Annotated in this window: 17 protein-coding genes; 7 read left to right on the top strand and 10 right to left on the bottom strand. The window is 31.9% G+C overall.

What is annotated here, in order from left to right; translation table 11 throughout:
- Positions 1 to 27: 27 nt before the first annotated feature.
- From H526_RS30310 to H526_RS0126790, 5 genes are all read right to left on the bottom strand, one after another.
- The gene (locus tag H526_RS30310) at positions 28 to 465 is read right to left on the bottom strand and encodes a BLUF domain-containing protein (RefSeq protein ID WP_081415714.1); all 438 of its coding nucleotides are present in this window, start codon (positions 463 to 465) and stop codon (positions 28 to 30) included.
- 81 nt (positions 466 to 546) lie between these two features.
- Positions 547 to 951: a BLUF domain-containing protein gene (locus H526_RS31340; RefSeq protein ID WP_051336382.1), complete on the bottom strand. Its 405-nt coding sequence runs from the start codon at positions 949 to 951 to the stop codon at positions 547 to 549.
- Positions 952 to 1,075: 124 nt separating this feature from the next.
- Positions 1,076 to 1,483 (bottom strand): BLUF domain-containing protein, encoded by a 408-nt coding sequence (locus H526_RS30300; RefSeq protein WP_051336381.1) that lies wholly within the window; start codon positions 1,481 to 1,483, stop codon positions 1,076 to 1,078.
- A 189-nt stretch (positions 1,484 to 1,672) separates the two neighbouring features.
- Complete coding sequence (locus H526_RS0126795) at positions 1,673 to 2,536, bottom strand: sigma-70 family RNA polymerase sigma factor (protein WP_027395748.1); 864 nt, start codon at positions 2,534 to 2,536, stop codon at positions 1,673 to 1,675.
- A gap of 175 nt (positions 2,537 to 2,711) precedes the next feature.
- Positions 2,712 to 3,680, bottom strand: coding sequence for a hypothetical protein (locus tag H526_RS0126790; protein ID WP_027395747.1), 969 nt, complete (start codon positions 3,678 to 3,680; stop codon positions 2,712 to 2,714).
- 248 nt (positions 3,681 to 3,928) lie between these two features.
- On the opposite strand from H526_RS0126790, the gene H526_RS0126785 reads away from it, so the two are divergent.
- From H526_RS0126785 to H526_RS0126760, 6 genes are all read left to right on the top strand, one after another.
- Positions 3,929 to 4,720: an LA_2272 family surface repeat-containing protein gene (locus H526_RS0126785; RefSeq protein WP_027395746.1), complete on the top strand. Its 792-nt coding sequence runs from the start codon at positions 3,929 to 3,931 to the stop codon at positions 4,718 to 4,720.
- A 2-nt stretch (positions 4,721 to 4,722) separates the two neighbouring features.
- A complete protein-coding gene (locus H526_RS0126780; RefSeq protein ID WP_027395745.1) occupies positions 4,723 to 5,109 on the top strand; it encodes a hypothetical protein in 387 nt (128 codons plus the stop codon).
- A gap of 154 nt (positions 5,110 to 5,263) precedes the next feature.
- On the top strand, positions 5,264 to 6,361 hold the full coding sequence (locus tag H526_RS0126775; protein ID WP_027395744.1) for a fatty acid desaturase family protein: 1,098 nt from the start codon (positions 5,264 to 5,266) through the stop codon (positions 6,359 to 6,361).
- Positions 6,351 to 7,406, top strand: coding sequence for a fatty acid desaturase family protein (locus H526_RS0126770; protein WP_027395743.1), 1,056 nt, complete (start codon positions 6,351 to 6,353; stop codon positions 7,404 to 7,406). The genes H526_RS0126775 and H526_RS0126770 overlap by 11 nt, the downstream gene beginning before the upstream one ends.
- 430 nt (positions 7,407 to 7,836) lie before the next feature.
- Positions 7,837 to 8,535 carry a hypothetical protein gene (locus H526_RS0126765; protein WP_035086834.1) on the top strand — a complete coding sequence of 233 codons (699 nt, stop codon included), beginning with the start codon at positions 7,837 to 7,839 and terminating at the stop codon, positions 8,533 to 8,535.
- 179 nt (positions 8,536 to 8,714) lie between these two features.
- Complete coding sequence (locus H526_RS0126760) at positions 8,715 to 9,275, top strand: hypothetical protein (protein ID WP_027395741.1); 561 nt, start codon at positions 8,715 to 8,717, stop codon at positions 9,273 to 9,275.
- Between the two features lie 78 nt (positions 9,276 to 9,353).
- Here H526_RS0126760 and H526_RS0126755 read toward each other — a convergent pair whose 3' ends face one another.
- The 3 genes from H526_RS0126755 to rpsO all read right to left on the bottom strand — a co-directional run bounded on the left by H526_RS0126755 (position 9,354) and on the right by rpsO (position 14,731).
- Positions 9,354 to 11,864: a chondroitinase-B domain-containing protein gene (locus H526_RS0126755; RefSeq protein ID WP_027395740.1), complete on the bottom strand. Its 2,511-nt coding sequence runs from the start codon at positions 11,862 to 11,864 to the stop codon at positions 9,354 to 9,356.
- Between the two features lie 158 nt (positions 11,865 to 12,022).
- The gene (locus H526_RS0126750) at positions 12,023 to 14,212 is read right to left on the bottom strand and encodes a polyribonucleotide nucleotidyltransferase (RefSeq protein ID WP_027395739.1); all 2,190 of its coding nucleotides are present in this window, start codon (positions 14,210 to 14,212) and stop codon (positions 12,023 to 12,025) included.
- A gap of 249 nt (positions 14,213 to 14,461) precedes the next feature.
- Positions 14,462 to 14,731, bottom strand: coding sequence for a 30S ribosomal protein S15 (gene rpsO, locus H526_RS0126745; RefSeq protein ID WP_027395738.1), 270 nt, complete (start codon positions 14,729 to 14,731; stop codon positions 14,462 to 14,464).
- Between the two features lie 165 nt (positions 14,732 to 14,896).
- On the opposite strand from rpsO, the gene H526_RS0126740 reads away from it, so the two are divergent.
- Positions 14,897 to 15,727: a hypothetical protein gene (locus H526_RS0126740; RefSeq protein ID WP_051336380.1), complete on the top strand. Its 831-nt coding sequence runs from the start codon at positions 14,897 to 14,899 to the stop codon at positions 15,725 to 15,727.
- A 136-nt stretch (positions 15,728 to 15,863) separates the two neighbouring features.
- Here the strand turns inward: H526_RS0126740 and accD are convergent, their stop codons facing one another.
- Positions 15,864 to 16,724 (bottom strand): acetyl-CoA carboxylase, carboxyltransferase subunit beta, encoded by an 861-nt coding sequence (gene accD / locus H526_RS0126735; protein ID WP_027395736.1) that lies wholly within the window; start codon positions 16,722 to 16,724, stop codon positions 15,864 to 15,866.
- Positions 16,725 to 16,792: 68 nt separating this feature from the next.
- Entirely contained in the window at positions 16,793 to 17,860 is a 1,068-nt protein-coding gene (fbaA, locus tag H526_RS0126730) for a class II fructose-bisphosphate aldolase (RefSeq protein WP_027395735.1), read from the bottom strand.
- Positions 17,861 to 17,934: the final 74 nt, after the last annotated feature.

Raw genomic sequence — 17,934 nt, 5'->3', positions numbered from 1 at the left:
AATACTATTAAAGTTTTGAAATCCAGACTAAGAAAGCTGCATAAATTTATTTGTTAAATAAGATATGCTTTTAAAAGTTTCGGGATTATTAGATTTTTCTTTTTCTAAGAACTGCTGTAATTCTGAATGTTCTGACCTTTTATTAATTGTCGAAAAGTTGGAGTTGTATTTTGAGAATGAAGGTTTAGTCATTTCATGATCAAAAATTTTGATGATATCATAATGTCGAGAATCGAGTAGTATTTTTTTAAACAAATCGTGTATAAGTTTTTTTTCGCCTTCAAGAATTTGAAAAAAATTACCATCAGAATACATCAGAATTCCAGTGATTTTTAAACGGTTATTATTAACCTTTACGTACTCGAATAGTTCATTAACATCAGAGTTGGTTAAGAATCGGCTAGCGGTACTAACATAACTTATGGTCTGCCACATAATTGAAATAGTGTTTATTAAATTTAACATTAATTATAGGGAGTTATCCCTAATCTTTAAAAAAAATATTTAATACTTCAATGGGGTGAAGTTGATTACCAGAGTATATTATCAGGTAAGCTTCATAAATTTATTGACTAGATATGATATATTTTTGAAGTTTTTGGGGTTGTAATTTTTTTCTATTTCTAAAAATTGCTGTAAATCCGAATAATCCTTTTCTCGATTTACTATAGTATATGTACTTTGAAAACTGGTAAATGATGGAATGTTAATGGATCTATCTAATATTCTAATTAGATTAAAGTGACGTATATCTTTTTCTATTTTTTGATAAAGACTTTTGATGACTTTTTTTTGCCCTTCAATAATTTGGAAAAAGTTTTGATCAGAGTACATTAAAATGCCAGTGATACCGAGGTCTTCATTTTTTAATTTTGTTATGTGCAATAGCTCATTGATTTGAAAATCGGAAAGTTCTGCAGATGTACTTACATAAGAAATGGTATACAACATAATGATTGGGTTATATCTTAAAGTTACATTTTTTAAAGGGAATTTTTCTGTTAAATTTATTTTTTAACTTTTGTTTATAAAACTTGTTATTTTTCTTATACGATCCTTAAGTAATAGAAATTGTTTAAGAAAGTTTCATAAATTTGTTAGCTAGATAAGAAATGCTTTTATAATTATCTGGGTTATAAGATTTCTCTACTCTTAGAAAAGTCTGAAGTTCACTGTGATCATAGGATTCCCCTACAACTGTGAAATTAGAATGATACTTAGAAAAACAAGGATTAACAATAGCTCGATCAAAGATTTTTATGATATTATAATGTCTAGAATCCTGTTTTATTTTATTGAATAAAGAGTCAATTACATCTTTCTTTCCTTCTAGAACTTGTAGAAAATTTCCATCAGAATACATTAGAATGCCAGTAATTTCGAGATCATTGTTTTTCAATTTAACAAACTCAAATAATTTTTCCATATCATCATCATTTAATGAAGGATCAACAGTACTTACATAACTAATAGTTTGCCACATTTGATACGAATCTTTCTTAAAGATACTCTTTTTTTAATTTTAAGAAAGTGGGGAAATATTTTTTTTAAAATTTTCAAGAAGATATTTATATGAAAAAACCTCCGGTAATCAGCCGGAGGTCATTCATCAATCAAAAAACGAACAGTTATGTTATAAACTGTTTGTAATCGCAATTTAGGAAATAAAAAGTTATCCTAAATAAGTTTTTAATATTTTACTACGAGATGTATGTTTTAATCTACGAATAGCTTTTTCTTTAATTTGACGAACACGCTCACGTGTTAGGTCAAAAGTTTCTCCAATTTCTTCTAGTGTCATAGGATGTTGATCTCCAAGACCGAAGTATAAACGGATTACATCAGCTTCCCTTGGTGTAAGTGTTTCTAGAGCTCTTTCAATCTCGGTACGAAGTGATTCGTGTAATAATGATCTATCAGGATTTGGAGATTCTCCAGAATTTAATACATCATAAAGATTAGAATCTTCTCCTTCTACTAAAGGAGCATCCATACTTACATGACGGCCAGAGTTTTTCATAGACTCTTTTACGTCATTAATAGTCATATCAAGTTCTTTCGCAATCTCTTCGGCACTTGGTGGACGTTCGTGAGATTGCTCTAGAAAAGCGTATGTTTTATTAATTTTGTTAATAGAACCAATCTTGTTCAATGGTAAACGAACAATACGAGACTGTTCGGCTAAAGCTTGTAAGATAGATTGACGAATCCACCATACTGCATACGAAATGAACTTAAAACCTCTTGTTTCATCAAAACGTTTAGCCGCTTTAATCAATCCTAAATTACCTTCATTTATTAAATCTGGTAAAGTAAGTCCTTGATTTTGATATTGTTTTGCAACAGATACAACAAATCGCAAATTCGCTTTGGTTAATTTTTCAAGGGCTCTCTCATCTCCAGCTTTTATTCGCTGAGCTAATTCTACCTCTTCATCTGCAGTAATAAGATCTACTTTTCCTATTTCTTGCAAATACTTGTCCAGCGATGCAGTCTCACGATTCGTTACCTGCTTCGTAATCTTAAGTTGTCTCATCTATGTTATCCTTGAAATTTTATTAGTGAATACTTTAGGGCTTTGCTTTTTATTTATTATACGTATGTTGTTACGAAAATGTTACAAAAAAGTAAAATTATTTTTTCAAAGCCTTATTGTATTATATAAAATGACTTTAATTTTTGGTCGCATGAGAACCTAAATATTTACATTTTTATTCGAATTCTAATACATTTTTAGCTGCTATAAGGGATCGGAGTGCATCTATTTTTTTATACATTTTATTAAAAAATAGATTTCTTTCCTTTTCGCCAGCCGTGCTTAAAAGTTTAGAACCATCCATTTGTATATTCAAAAAATGTTCTGCTTGATTACAGGTAATCACATCATTGGTTCTATAATATGAAAGGATAGTGAAAGGAACATATAATGATGTTTCGGTAGGTGTTTTTACTAATACACGATTGTTCATTAGTAATAACTCATTATAATAGAATTTAAAGTTATCTTTTTGATCAATTATTTTTTTAGAAATTCTTTGAATCAATTTCTGAAGGTCATCACATATTTCTAAGGCATCCTTAGAACTAAGTGAATTCGATTCAAAATAAAAGTGTATTTGTTTTAATGTACTATTTATAGTGGTAATATCCCATATCTCTACAGAGTTTAGGTCGTTGTACATATTACCTAAGCGTTTTGCAGCTTCTAAAAGTGATAAAGACGGATTAAACCCCGTAAATCTAACATCACCAAGATCAGAATCCATTATTTTTAACCAGACATACATTTTAAATTTAGAAAGCAAATTGTCGTCAGATGTATAAAAAATAGGCAAATCCTTAGCAGAATAAATCATTTCTACATCCTTATTGTTTATAAGAGGTGATAAGGAGTTATATGAATTTTCATAATAGGCAAGAAGACTTTCCATATCCTGAACGGGAGCTGTCTTTTTTACAGCCACTATATGTTCATCTTCACTAGAGAATAGCTGATCTATTGATAAACTGAAGTATTTAGCTAATGTAACTCCTTCTTCTAATGATAATTTACTTTTTTTACTGATTCTTCTGTGAGCGGCATCATAACTAATGTCCAATGCGGTAGCTACTTCATCAATAAGAGAATTTTTAGAATTGATTTGTTTTTTTATAAGTTCTAAGAAGTTTTCCTGTATCATTTTTTAATTTTAATAAGATTGATGATGTTCCGATGTGGAAAAGTAACGTAGAAAAATAAGTTAATTTTGCGTTTTTCGCAAATAATAAAACATCAGCTTGTGATTATCACTTTTTTCGCAAATAAGAAAATAAGCTCTTTATGTTTTGTGATAATCGCAAAAAAATAAATTTCTATTCGCATTTATCACTTTTGGTCTTGTAATTATCACAATAGTTTTGACTTGTTGAATTTTTAAAAACAAGAAAAATGAAGAATAGCATTGTAATAACATTAGTATTATTGATTTCTCTGTCTTCTTTTAGTCAGCAACGTAAGAAATATGTTGGAGCTTGGACCTATCATTCTAAAAACACAGATATAATAGGACTTTCACTAGGAGTTGCTCCAAAAGACTTGCTAGGAGATACTACCTTAACAAGAACATATGGTATGAAATTGGAAGCGCCGGGTTTAGGAATTCTTTATCCAATTGCACCAAAATCATATCTTTCTGGAGGACCTAATGATGACGATCTTTTAGAAAAGGTATATGGGATTAATTTTTCTGGAGGCAGTCTTGGAGAAATTACCGTTCATGGGATATCTGGTGCTTTTATAGGGCAATATTTACAGGTTATGAATGGAATAGCAATTGGTGGAATTGCAAATTCTATAGAAGAACAAAATGGGATATCGATTGCGTTATTAGGAAATGAAGTTTATCACGGATTAGGAGCATCGATAGCTTTATCAGGTAACTATGCTTATAGTTATTTAGGTGTTCAAATAGGAGCGTTTAATGATATTGAGCGTTTTGGTAGAGGAATGCAATTAGGCATATTTAATACTTCTAATGATTATAAGGGAATCCAGATTGGTTTATCAAATCATGATACTACTACTCATTCTAAATATGAAGGGATCCAGATCGGAATTTTAAATAAAGCAGACAATTTTAGAGGAATTCAAATAGGATTGTGGAACAAAAATGAAAGACGTTCTCTACCTTTTATCAACTGGCAATTTTCTAAGAAAAAAGTGAAAATAAAAACATCTTAATTATGAATATCACTAGCAACTTAAGCATCGAAGGGGATTATGGATTCGAAGCTTTTTATGTACTTACTGGAGACTTGGTTGGTCTTATTCCAGTAAAAGAAAAATTATATACACGCATTAGACTACTGGATGATAGAACCCTGAAGATTAGTTTAATGAAATCAGAAACTCAAAAGATTAATAAATATATAAAAGGTACGCTAAGAGATGGGATTTTTAGCGTTTCATCTTGTAATAGAGTTACTTCAATATTTTCGTTTATTAAGCATTGGCGGACTCAAAAAATAAATGTGCGTTCTAGTAAGCAACAATTATTAATTTTTTTGTCGAAAACAGGAAAAGTACAACTAGGAGTTTTTAAAGATCTTACTTCTAAAAAGAAAAAGTAAGATTTAAATTTATAATATGAGCACAGGACAAGTCTTTAGTTCTGTGTGAATTCTGAGTAATTAATATCATATCTACAATATAATCGAGATATCAAAGCGATAGCCTTTGATCATCACGCCACTATTGGTATGTCTAATTTTTAAAGAAATAATTATGAAAAAAATAAAGTTTTCTAAAGATGAGGGTTCTGATTTTTATAAGGAACTCAATGAACGAATTAGAAATTATTTTGAAAGTAACCAGATCGATAAAACAGGAAACAGAAAGATGGTTTTTAAGATAGTGATGTATTTTTCGCTAGTATTTTTGTTTTATTTTTTGATGCTCATTTCATCTGATTTAGGGGCATTCTTTGTGTTTTACATTGGTTTGGGAATATCAGTATTATTAAATGCATTTAATGTCTCTCATGATGCTGCGCACGGAGTAGCTGTAAAAAGTAAATTCTGGAATAAACTTCTATTTCAATTAAGTTTTAACCTGCAAGGGAACAATGCATATGTGTGGGGTAAAAACCATAATGAGTCTCATCATTTGTATACCAATATAGAAGGAAGCGACATTGATGTTCTCAATAACCCTTTAGTACGAATGACAACGGAGCAAAATTTACAATGGTATCATAGATTTCAGTATTTATATGTTCCTTTTTTGTATCTGTTTTATTCTTTGAATTGGTTTTTGTTTAGAGAATTCTTAATGATTTTTAATAGATCGAGTAGAACGATAAAGATCAAGATTCCTACTTGGGAGATTTTTAAACTTATTTTTTTTAAGATTGCTTATATCACGTATATGATTATCATTCCAGGGATTGTATTACCGTTTGCATGGGAATATATTTTTGTAGCTTTTTTATTAAATCATTTCTTAGTATCTATACTATTTACCGGAGTGTTAGGAGTATCGCATTTGTCGGATTATGTAGTACATCCACAACCTGATTCTAAAGGAAAGCTTGCTATGAGTTGGCCCAAGTTACAGATGTGTACTTCTGTTGATTATAATGTAAATAGTACTTTTTTAAATTGGACGTTAGGTGGTTTTAATGCACATGCATTACATCATCTATTGCCTAATATATGTCACATACATTACATAAAATTACTGCCAATATTTAGAGAGGTTGCAAAGAAGTATGGTATCGTATATATGGAAATGTCATATAGTCAAGCGTTGCGATCACATTTTAGATTCCTGAAGAAAATGGGAACACAATTAGAATTTAAAACTATGTCTTATGAAATCTAAACATGTATATAATCCGTCTCACAAAGAACTATTTCTCTTCATTCAGAAGGAGATTGATAGGAAATTAAATTTCTGTCCGAATCGATTTAAAAAAAGGATCATCTTTAAAGGTTTTGTTTATATGATTCTAACTATTATGGTATATATAAGTCTTTATGCTATAAGTAATCCATCTCTATTAATAGCGACTTATGTGTTATTTGGTTTAGTTGCATTGTTATTCGCTTTTAATTTTGCTCATGATTTTTCTCACAATACAATTTTTAAAAGTAAAAAACTAAATCATAGTTGTTTTGTATTACTTTATACAATGGTTGGTGCTCATGCAGAAGCTTGGAAAGATAGACATGTGCATTCGCATCATCATGCACCAAATGTAGAAGGGTATGATACAGATTTGGAGATAACTGATCTTATTAGGGTGGTTCCCGGAAGTTCTTTGAGATGGTTTCATAAGTATCAGCATTGGTATGCTCCAATTTTATATACTACCTATTCATTATTCTGGATATTTATAAAAGATTTTAAAATATTTTTTAGAAAAACTATCACAGGAAAGAGAAGAACTCAACGCTATAAAATTTCTTTTTGGTGTCAAAAGCTTTTTTATATATCGTACTTAATTGTACTACCATTGTTTTTGACTGACCACGAATGGTATGTGATTCTTTTGGGGTTTATGATGATGCATTTGATACAGTCTTTATTTTTATTATTTACCTTTTTTATGACACATCATATTAAAGGAGTGATGTATCCTAAAACGGATAACTTTGGTTTTATAAAAACATCTTGGTTAATGAATCAGATAAAAAGTTCTAACGACTTTTATCCTTTTAGTAAAATAGCGAATTTCATATTTGGAGGATTTAATAATCATATTGCACATCATCTATTTCCTCATATTCATCATGTCTATTATCCGGAACTAAATAAGGTTTTATATAATATTTTGATTACTAATAATATCATTCCTAATCAGACATCATATCTGGGAGGTGTAAAATCCCATTTGTCTCATTTAAAGTATTTGGGAAGTTTATAGGAACTGATAATTATAATAAAGAATAGGCACCTTCATACAGAAGGTGCTTGTTTTTATTTAGTGATGTATTATTGCGATTACCACAAAAATAGTAGTGTTTTTTAATGATCTAAGCCACTGGATATTGGTTGTAAAATGACTCACTTGAAATATTTGAAGTTATTTTGGATACAGAAATAATACAAATTGCTAGAATGAAATATAATTTTTAGTCACTTCCTCCTTATGGATTTGACTTGTATCCACAAAATAAGACTGTTTCCCCTCAAAAGCATGTTGCATTTGCATGCATAATTTTACTTAGTCCTGATGAGTGAATGACTCTTGCATTGTGATTATCGCAAAAACAAAATTTTTGGCTTGTGTTATTGACAATAGCAGTTGATTGATAAATAATATGTTTGAATCACTAAACAATAAAATTTTTATAATGAAAAGATTAATTAAATTATTCCTTTTGCTACTGTGTATCTCTAAATATTGTCATGGTCAAGATATAAGAACTGATAAAAAGCCGATTGCTTTCACAAATGGGTTCAGTACGATTGTAAGTGACGAGAGTAATGAATTAGATATTTATGCAGGTGTATTGTTTGAGCGGAAGAATGGATGGGGTTATGGCTTTGATTTTACAAGATCCGCTTATACAGCAGAAAGTACTAAAGGAATTCCCCCAGTTACAGAGATTGAAAATTTTGAAGGTACTGAATTACCCTCCGGAATTGAAAAAAGATTTACTTATAATAGTAAAAGAGATAATAGATTATATTCTTTATCACCTAACGTGTTTAAGTCTTTTGCCCTTAATAAAACGAGATCCCTTAGCATATTTGTAATGGGTGGTCCTTCTATTATATATAGTGAGGATTATGAATATACGGCTAAGTATTCTCCAGCGTCATCTTGTGGTTTTGGTTTTTGTTTTCCAGGTGATGGGTCAGGTCCATCACTGGATTATATGAGAAGTAAGGAGAATAAGAAAATAATTTTTGGAGGATTTTCTAAAATATCTTTAAGATATACCTTTACTAGGGTAGTAGGTGTAGAACTTTCTGCATATGGTAATCTAAATGGAGTAAAAAGTGTATATGGATTACAGTTTGGAGTTGTTTTGGGAAGACTCTTTTGAATTAATCTATTTAACTAGTATTAAAAGACCTTTTAATAATTTTTAGAAGGTTTTTTTATGATGTAATGTTTTGGTTGTGTTAATCACAAAGATATGTTTTTACCCTTGTGTTTTTGACAACTGTAGTAGATAAATAGCTTTTATGTTTGAATAACTAAACAATTTTAAACATTCTTATTATGAGAAGATTTTTTATCACTACGATAGCGATGTTATTGTCAATAATTACTTTGAGTCAACAAGGTAACACCTCTTTAGAAAACAATAAATTCAAATTTAGATCTATACAGTCAGGTTTTGGAATATATCATTCTAAACCCCAGAATAATGATTTATATGATCATAGCGGAATAACTGTTAATGGTCTTGTTTCTATGTCATATAAGAAAAATATTTTTTCTTTTCACCTAGAAACGGGAACTGAATTGGTAATTATAAACTTTGGAGATGATCCAGAGTTACAGGGTTTTTACGGAGTTAATTTATTATATGGAAGGGAGCTAGAATTAACAAGATGGCTCAAAATAGAGGGTAACATTGGGATAGGTCTATATCATCATAAAATTACAACAAAAAGTGGTACTACAGATCAAAAGAATGTTCTAGGAATTCCTATAAATACTAAATTATTGTTTTATCCGGCTAAAAGGTTTGCTTTTGGTTTAAGTCCCTTTGTAAATTTTAATTCTATAAACACAACCTATAGCGGAAATGTTGTTTTTCAGTATAAATTTAATTGAGTTAATTTTTCTTTATTAAAAACATAAACACCTTTAATTTCATGTATTAAAGGCGTTTATTTTGTTTGTTATTTATGATTATTGAATTATAAAACGACCATAAGCTCCTTGTATTTTAGCAATGTAAGTCCCTGTGCTAAGATTACTAATTTCTAATTGACCAATACTACTGTCAATTTCTTTTTTCAACATTAGCCTTCCGTGTAAGTCAAATACTTCTACTTTTCCAATTATCGTGTTGGATTCGATTACAATAGGTTGGTTTTTTGCAGGGATAGGATATAATAAAATACCTTTAGAAGAAAGAAGATTGTCATCTACTCCTAGTGTAGCATCACAGGTGGTATCACCATAGATGTTAACTTCTACAATACTTGCAAATCCAGAACCAGTGCTATTTCCGTTAGAAGTAAATTTTACATATCTCCCTGTTGCATTATTAAGGTTAAAAAATTGTTCTGTATTTTCCGCACCTGTTTCAATCATACTATCTTGACCCGTTAATATGCTGGCAAATGGACCTGTTTGGTCATCCGATACTGCAATGTCAAAATTAATAGTTCTTTCATCAGCTTTAAGTACATGAATTCCTATTTCACTTAAAACTCTGATACAAGATAGATCAAACGTTATAGAAACCTCTGGTTCAGTATTGGCATCTCCTGTCCAGTATTCTGCGTCGGTTACATTATCATCCCAAGCAAATTGAGGTCCTACATTTGGTTTTCCTGGTTCGGTTCCTATAGCAGTTGCATCAACAATTGTAATTTCTTCCGAAAATATATTAGATTGTGTTATGGTCAACATAGTAGTTAAATCACTTCCTCCAGTTACCTCACTAATAGTAATAGTAGCCGTACGTTGAGAGGATGAGGTGTTTTCTGTGAAATTAGCTGTAATTATTGCCGAGTTGCTTCCGGAGGTTATGTCAAGAGTTAACCAATCCGCATTATCGGTAATTGTCCAATCTACATTAGCATCAATATCAAACAAAGTATTTCCTGAACTTCTTGCTACATTTATAGATGTAGTATTTGTGGTTAATCTAGGAGTGTCAATACCGGTTCCACCAAAACCAATTGAAACACCTACATCGGCAGTGGTATATGGAATACGAGAACCACCTGAATTGAATTCTTCAGCACCTGCATCAAGATTTCCGGATCGATTTCCGCCTAAGATATCGGTAGTCACAAAAGGATAGCTTCCAACAGCAGCGTCAATAGCTGGACTATTACTTCCTAATTCATAATACAAAGTCCCATTTTCTAAAAGTCCATTAGTAACAACTTGATTGTTATTAGTTCCTGTAGTAAGATCCCAAGCTCCATTTTGAGTAATATTTCCTTGATAGATAGAAGTACCTATTGGGACTGTTTGTTCATCAACCGCACTTTCTTCTGTATTAATCATAATATTGTTAGCAATCACTAAATTTTCTGGTGCTAAGGTTAACACTGGATTGCTACTTACGCTAGTCCCAATTCTAAACCCATAATCACAATTAACAAAAGTATTATTTACTATAATTGCATCTTTAACTTGGAAATAACGATTAAGCGGTGAATTTTCTTGTCCATTACTGACATTAATAGCTCCTGCAGTTTTGGTATTCCCTCCGTCAGGTTTTTCAGAATTTACTCCTTCAATATAATTGTTGTATATTTTATGTCCTTCTCCGATTACACGAATACCACCTGAAAAAAGATTGTTTTCAGCAAAAAAGAAATTGTTATAAACTTCGCAATCATCGCCGTGTCGTAGTGTTAGAGTTCCCTGATAATCTCTAAAAGTATTGTTGTAGTACTTATTCTCACCACTTTTATTAGAAATGATTTCGACTTCTCCAGACCAATTGTAAAATAGATTGTCATATACTTCAGTATTTGAAGGATGTAATGAAGTACTACTATTTCCTATTCTAATAGCATCCTGATCATTTAGATCATTTACCACACCAACAGGCGTTCGATCAGCAAAGTAATTATGATGTATTTTTGTAAAATCTGGCTCCGCAAATTCGGTAGAAGTGGCATTTCTATTATCATTTATTATACTTCCTATACCATATTTTCCTTCGAATGAGCAAAAGCTTATTTCATTGTATTGCCCATAAACAATGATCCATTTAAACGTCAATAGTTCTTGAGCTGCAGTTCCATTGTAAGTGTCTATTTTAATGTTTGTAATTGTACAATGATCACATTCATTGTTGCTAGTATCTCGGAGCTCTATTACAGGCTCAATAATACTACCACTTACATCCAGGTTGGATGGGTTTTGAAAAACTACACCTTCCAAAATGATATATGAACCACCCATACTAACTCGTGAGTTGCCTTCAAAAAAAACTGATCCTGGAGTTTGTGCTTTGATGGTAACAGGATTTGTTTCGGTACCGTTTTTATTGATGTTGATTTGTACATCAGTCCAAGTACCATTTGCTAATGTGATAGTAGTTCCGGCATTAGCATTGGTAATAGCTGTTTGTAATTCTGAATTATTGTTTACAATCTGAGAGTAGGTATGACTGTAAGAAGTGACTAATACTAATAAGAAGGTAAACACCTTCAAATAATTGTTTTTCATAATTTAGGGCTTTACTTTTTTTGTTTAAAATTGGTCAACCAATTTGGTCAACCAATACAAATATACTGTTCATTTTCGTAAAATCAATATATTTTATAAGAAAACAAAAACGCCTTCAAAATATGAAGGCGTTTTTTAAGTATCATAAAGAGAGTATATTAATTCTCTTTTTGGTCATTATTTCTTGGTTTTCTATCACCTCTTGGTTTATCACCTTCTTTTCTAGGAGGTCTAGGTAATAGGGCTTTTCTAGAAACTTTTTCTTTACGCGTTCTGGAATCAATACCGAAGTATTTTACATCCATAACGTCCCCCATGTTTACTACATCACTTACATTTTCAGTTCGTTCCCAAGCTAATTCAGAAACATGAAGTAGTACTTCGTTACCAGGAGCTTCTGTATATTCTACAACAGCACCAAAATCTAGCATTTTAACTACTTTTACTTCGTATACACTTCCAACTTGTGGCTTAAAAGTAATAGAATCAATTTTAGCTAATACTGCTTCAATTCCTTCTTGTCCAGTTCCTAGAATTTCTACAATTCCTTCTTCTGTAACAGGATCTTCATTGATTACAATAGTAGTACCTGTAGTTTTTTGTAATTCTTGAATTACTTTTCCACCAGGTCCGATAAGTGCTCCAATGTATTCTCCAGGGATTGTTCTGGTAACCATTTTTGGTGCGTGTGCCTTAACATCGTTATTTGGTGTCTCGATCGTATCGGTAAGTTTTTCAAGTATATGAAGACGCCCATCACGTGCTTGATTTAAAGCATTTACTAAGATTTCATAACTTAAACCTTTAACTTTAATATCCATTTGACAAGCCGTAATACCATCAGCTGTTCCTGTAACTTTAAAGTCCATATCCCCTAAATGATCTTCATCACCTAAGATATCTGATAATACTGCGTAATTTCCAGAATCAGCGTCAGATATTAGTCCCATTGCAATACCAGAAACTGGTTTTTTAAGTTGTACACCAGCATCCATTAATGCCATTGTACCAGAACACACAGTTGCCATAGAAGAAGAACCGTTAGATTCTAATACTTCAGAAACAACTCGAACTGTATAAGGGCAATCATTAGGAATCATGCCTTTAAGAGCTCGTTGCGCTAAATTACCGTGTCCAACTTCTCTTCTAGAAGTACCTCGTATAGGTCTTGCCTCACCAGTTGAGAAAGGAGGAAAGTTATAATGAAGATAGAATGTTTCTTCTCCTTCGTACGATGGCATATCTATTTGATTAGCTTCTCTAGATGTTCCTAAAGTTACTGTTGCCAGTGCTTGAGTTTCTCCTCTTGTAAATATAGACGATCCATGTGTAGAAGGTAAATAATCTACCTCACACCAAATAGGTCTAATCTCAGTAGTTTTTCTACCATCAAGACGTAATCCTTCATTAAGTGTTAAATCACGAACAGCAGCTTTTTCTGCTTTCGAATAATATTTGGATACTAAATCTCCATAATCTTCTAACTCTTCTTCAGAGAAAGTTGCTTTTATCTCTTCTTTGATTTCAGCAAAAGCAGCTCCTCTTTCATGTTTAGAAGAACCTTGTTTTGCTACAGCATATACTTTATCATATGCCATATCATGAATTTTCTTAGCTAAATCTTCATCATTTCTTTCTGGCTCGTATTCGCGAACTTCTTTCTTTCCGAAAGCTTCTGCTAATCTTTCTTGAGCAGCACATTGAACTTTTATGGCTTCATGAGCAAATTTAATAGCCTCAGTCATTTCTTCTTCAGAGATTTCATCCATCTCTCCTTCAACCATCATTACAGAGTCAGCTGATGCACCGATCATCATATCAATATCGGATTCTTCTAATTGAGCTCTTGTTGGGTTGATAATAAACTCACCGTTAATACGTCCTACTCTTGCTTCAGAAATAGCACATTCAAAAGGAAAATCTGATAACTGTATTGCAGCAGAGGCTGCTAATCCTGCCATGGCATCTGGCATAACATCTTCGTCATGAGACATTAATTGGATCATTACCTGAGTTTCAGAATGATAATCTTTAGGGAATAAAGGGCGTAATACACGGTCAACTAATCTCATTGTTAACACTTCTCCGTCACTTGGTCTAGCTTCTCTTTTGAAAAAGCCACCTGGATAACGACCTGCAGCAGCAAATTTTTCTCTATAATCTACTGTTAAAGGAAGGAAATCTACATCTGCAGCTTTGTAGTTAGAAACTACAGTACACAATAACATACATTTTCCTGATTGAACAACTACAGATCCGTGCGCCTGTTTTGCTAATTTTCCGGTCTCTAGGCTAATTTCTCTTCCATCTCCTAGATCAATGACCTCTCTATAAACTTTTGGAATCATATTTTTTTTGATTCTAACCCTATATATCGTCAGTTAATTAGATACTTCAAATATCAAAGGTTTCATTAAACATTGGTTTCCGTCTTACTCGGACGGACAAGGTTGTGTTGTTGTTGTGTAGTTGCGCGACCAATGAAAAACTAAGGCATCGTTTTGATCATCTCTTGATCAAAACGTTTTTTAATTTAAACGTATTCTATTAGAAATGAATATAATTAAAAAGAGAGGCGTACTGCCTCTCTTTTTTGATTATTTTCTTAATCCTAATTCTTTTACAATTGCACGATATCTCATAATATCTTTCTTAACAAGATAGTCTAAAAGATCTCTACGCTTACCTACTAACTTTACTAACGAACGTTCAGTGTTAAAATCCTTACGGTTGTTTTTTAAGTGCTCAGTTAAATGAGTAATTCTGTGCGTAAATAATGCAATTTGTCCTTCTGCAGAACCGGTGTCATTTTTACCTTTTCCGTGTTTTGCGAAGATTTCTTCTTTTGTTTCTTTTGTTAAATACATTCCAATATTATTTTAAATGATTTTTATGTATAAATAGCATTCTGCTATCAGCGTGCAAATATAGTATTTTTTATATTAGAATTGCTTCTTATGAAAAAAAACATGTTTGATTAAACCTTTTGTAAATAATTAAGTCCTAGAGGGGTAACATTAAAAATTAAGATAATGAAGAACAACATTTTAAAATTTGGTTTTATTGCATTCTTTACGGTGGTTTTAGTAGGGTGTAATAATGAAGAAGCAACGGATCAATTATCTGTAGATGAAATCGATCGTGAAGAGGCTACATTAACAGCAACAATTGATGATGGTTCTGAGGTACTTAGTGATCTCACATTACAAGGTTTTGAAGATGAGGAGAGTTTAGCAAAAAGTAATATAAATCGTTTTTTACCTGATTGTGCTACGGTGACCATAGAATTAACGGATACTACAAAAAATGTGACAATAGATTTTGGAACGGAAGGATGTGAGGTAAGAAGTGGTCATATTGTAAAAGGAAAGATTTTGATGTCATATGAACTAGATACAGATGCCATGTCTTTATTGATTAATTACAGCTTGGAGGATTTCTTCATTGATAATGTGCAATTTGCAGGATCTAGAACAATTACTAGACTTAAATCTAATGAGAATGGTAATCCACAATATACAATGAGTTTTGATTTTACGGTAACTTTTGTGGATGGTACTCAGGCATCTAGGACCGGGTCGAAAACTCGTGAATGGATCGAAGGTGCTTTTAATGGTAACTGGGGAGATAACGTTTTCTTAATTACTGGTGATTGGCAAACTAATTTAGCAAATGGTAATGTTCATAGTACAACCATTTCTACTCCGTTAAGAAGAGAAGCTAGTTGTAGGTTTTTGGTAAGTGGAGTAGTGGAATTGGTAAGGACTACATATAATGGATCTTTGAATTACGGTGATGGATCTTGTGATAACGCTGCAGTATTTACAAATTCTGAAGGTGAAGAAAGGGAAATATTATTGTAAATATTTGTTTTAGGCAGTTAAAGAAGCGTTTTCTATTTAGAAGACGCTTTTTTTTGATGTTGTCTTATAATCTAAAAAAGTATTAAAAAACCCGGTATAACCGGGTTTTTTAATACTTTTTTTAAAAATCTGATATCTAATTAGAAGATAAAGGTCTATTTAGAATTAAATCTAGATATAAGTTGATTTTTTCTTTTAGATTTTGTCTAGGACTAATGAAATCTAGGAATCCGTGCTCTTTTAAGAACTCTGCAGTTTGGAAACCTTCAGGAAGTTCTTTTCCTGTAGTGTCTCTAACTACTCTTGGTCCTGCAAAACCAATCAATGCACCTGGTTCTGCAATGTTAATGTCACCAAGCATTGCAAAGGATGCGGTAGTACCTCCAGTTGTTGGGTCTGTACACAGTGATATGTATGGGATTCCTGCATCAGCTAATTGGGCAAGTCTAGCAGAAGTCTTTGCTAACTGCATTAATGATAATGCAGCTTCCATCATACGAGCTCCTCCAGATTTAGAAATAATCATAAACGGAATTTTATGCTTAAGTGCATAATCAGCGGCTCTTGCTATTTTTTCTCCAACTACACTACCCATAGAACCTCCGATGAATGAAAAATCCATACAAGCGATTACTAAATCATTACCATTTGATTTTCCAACGGCAGTTCTTACAGCATCTTTTAAACTTGTTTTTTCTTGAGCATCCTTAAGACGATCGGTGTATTTCTTTTTGTCTTCGAATTTAAGAGGGTCTTTAGAGGTTAGATTTTTGTCTAATTCTTTAAACTTGTTGTCGTCAAATAGAATTTCGAAATATTCTTTACTACCTATTCTTACGTGATATCCGTCTTCCGGACTTACATAAAAGTTTTTCTCTAGTTGTTCTGCATCTACTATTTTTCCTGTAGGAGATTTATACCAGAGTCCTTTTGGAACATCCTTTTTATCCTCAGTAGCAGTCTGTATACCTTTTTGAGTTCTCTTAAACCAAGCCATAAATTATTTGTATTAAAAAAGCTGAAACTCTTTTTTGTTTAGAGTTTCAGCTTGGTTTTCTATCTTAATTATAATGTGTTTACATTATTTAAATCTTCAAAAGCCTTTTTAAGTCGGTTTTTAAAAGTGATTTCTCCTTCTCTTAACCATTTTCTAGGATCATAATATTTCTTATTCGGCTCATCAGCTCCATCAGGATTACCAATCTGAGTCTTAAGATAATCGATCTTACCAGTCATATAATCTCTAATACCTTCGCAAAATGCAAATTGAAGATCAGTGTCAATATTCATTTTGATAACTCCATATCCTATAGATTCTCTAATTTCTTCTAGAGTAGAACCGCTTCCTCCGTGAAATACAAAGTCAATGTGGTTATGTTCTACACCATATTTTTCTGAAATAAACTCTTGAGAATTTTTAAGGATTTTTGGAGTTAATTTTACATTACCAGGTTTGTATACTCCGTGTACGTTACCAAAAGCTGCTGCCACTGTAAATTTATCACTTACTTTACTTAATTCTTCATAAGCATATGCAACTTCTTCTGGTTGTGTGTATAATTTAGAATCATCTACATCACTATTGTCAACACCATCTTCTTCTCCTCCTGTAATACCAAGTTCTATTTCTAGAGTCATACCTATTTTACTCATTCGAGCAAGGTATTCCTTACAGATTTCTATATTTTCTTCAATAGGTTCTTCTGATAAATCTATCATATGAGAACTATAAAGAGGTTTTCCTGTTTCTTTATAAAATGCTTCTCCGGCATCTAATAATCCGTCTATCCAAGGAAGTAGTTTTTTTGCACAGTGGTCAGTATGCAAAATAACAGGTACTCCATAAGCTTCTGCCATTAGGTGCACATGTCTGGCTCCTGCAGTTGCTCCTGCAATTGCAGCTTTTTGGTCTTCATTAGAAAGTCCTTTTCCTGCGTTAAATTGAGCTCCTCCATTGGAGAACTGAATAATTACAGGTGAGTTTAATTCTGCAGCAGTTTCTAATACTGCATTAATAGAATTGGATCCAATTACGTTTACTGCTGGTAAGGCAAATGCTTTTTCTTTGGCATAATTGAAAATAGCCTGTACTTCGTCTCCTGTTGCAACTCCTGGTTTGATGTTGTGACTCATAATTTACTTTTAGTTAATAAGCCTACAAAAATAGTAAAATAATACGGAATGAATTTTATATTTAAGAATGAAAA

It is taken from the genome of Aquimarina latercula DSM 2041 (genome assembly GCF_000430645.1).
Lineage (GTDB): Bacteria > Bacteroidota > Bacteroidia > Flavobacteriales > Flavobacteriaceae > Aquimarina > Aquimarina latercula.
Note: the sequence above shows the minus strand (reverse complement) of the source record. Positions and strands in the feature narration are given on the sequence as shown.

Bases quoted from the DNA above. Each gene is read 5' to 3' on its own strand.
- H526_RS30300 (WP_051336381.1), bottom strand. From the start codon at position 1,483: ATGTGGCAAACTATTAGTTATGTAAGTACTGTTGATCCTTCATTAAAT.
- H526_RS31340 (WP_051336382.1), bottom strand. From the start codon at position 951: ATGTTGTATACCATTTCTTATGTAAGTACATCTGCAGAACTTTCCGAT.
- H526_RS0126785 (WP_027395746.1), top strand. From the start codon at position 3,929: ATGAAGAATAGCATTGTAATAACATTAGTATTATTGATTTCTCTGTCT.
- H526_RS30310 (WP_081415714.1), bottom strand. From the start codon at position 465: ATGTTAAATTTAATAAACACTATTTCAATTATGTGGCAGACCATAAGT.
- H526_RS0126755 (WP_027395740.1), bottom strand. From the start codon at position 11,864: ATGAAAAACAATTATTTGAAGGTGTTTACCTTCTTATTAGTATTAGTC.
- H526_RS0126790 (WP_027395747.1), bottom strand. From the start codon at position 3,680: ATGATACAGGAAAACTTCTTAGAACTTATAAAAAAACAAATCAATTCT.
- H526_RS0126775 (WP_027395744.1), top strand. From the start codon at position 5,264: ATGAAAAAAATAAAGTTTTCTAAAGATGAGGGTTCTGATTTTTATAAG.
- fbaA (WP_027395735.1), bottom strand. From the start codon at position 17,860: ATGAGTCACAACATCAAACCAGGAGTTGCAACAGGAGACGAAGTACAG.
- H526_RS0126750 (WP_027395739.1), bottom strand. From the start codon at position 14,212: ATGATTCCAAAAGTTTATAGAGAGGTCATTGATCTAGGAGATGGAAGA.
- H526_RS0126740 (WP_051336380.1), top strand. From the start codon at position 14,897: ATGAAGAACAACATTTTAAAATTTGGTTTTATTGCATTCTTTACGGTG.
- accD (WP_027395736.1), bottom strand. From the start codon at position 16,724: ATGGCTTGGTTTAAGAGAACTCAAAAAGGTATACAGACTGCTACTGAG.
- H526_RS0126760 (WP_027395741.1), top strand. From the start codon at position 8,715: ATGAGAAGATTTTTTATCACTACGATAGCGATGTTATTGTCAATAATT.
- H526_RS0126770 (WP_027395743.1), top strand. From the start codon at position 6,351: ATGAAATCTAAACATGTATATAATCCGTCTCACAAAGAACTATTTCTC.
- H526_RS0126780 (WP_027395745.1), top strand. From the start codon at position 4,723: ATGAATATCACTAGCAACTTAAGCATCGAAGGGGATTATGGATTCGAA.
- rpsO (WP_027395738.1), bottom strand. From the start codon at position 14,731: ATGTATTTAACAAAAGAAACAAAAGAAGAAATCTTCGCAAAACACGGA.
- H526_RS0126795 (WP_027395748.1), bottom strand. From the start codon at position 2,536: ATGAGACAACTTAAGATTACGAAGCAGGTAACGAATCGTGAGACTGCA.
- H526_RS0126765 (WP_035086834.1), top strand. From the start codon at position 7,837: ATGAAAAGATTAATTAAATTATTCCTTTTGCTACTGTGTATCTCTAAA.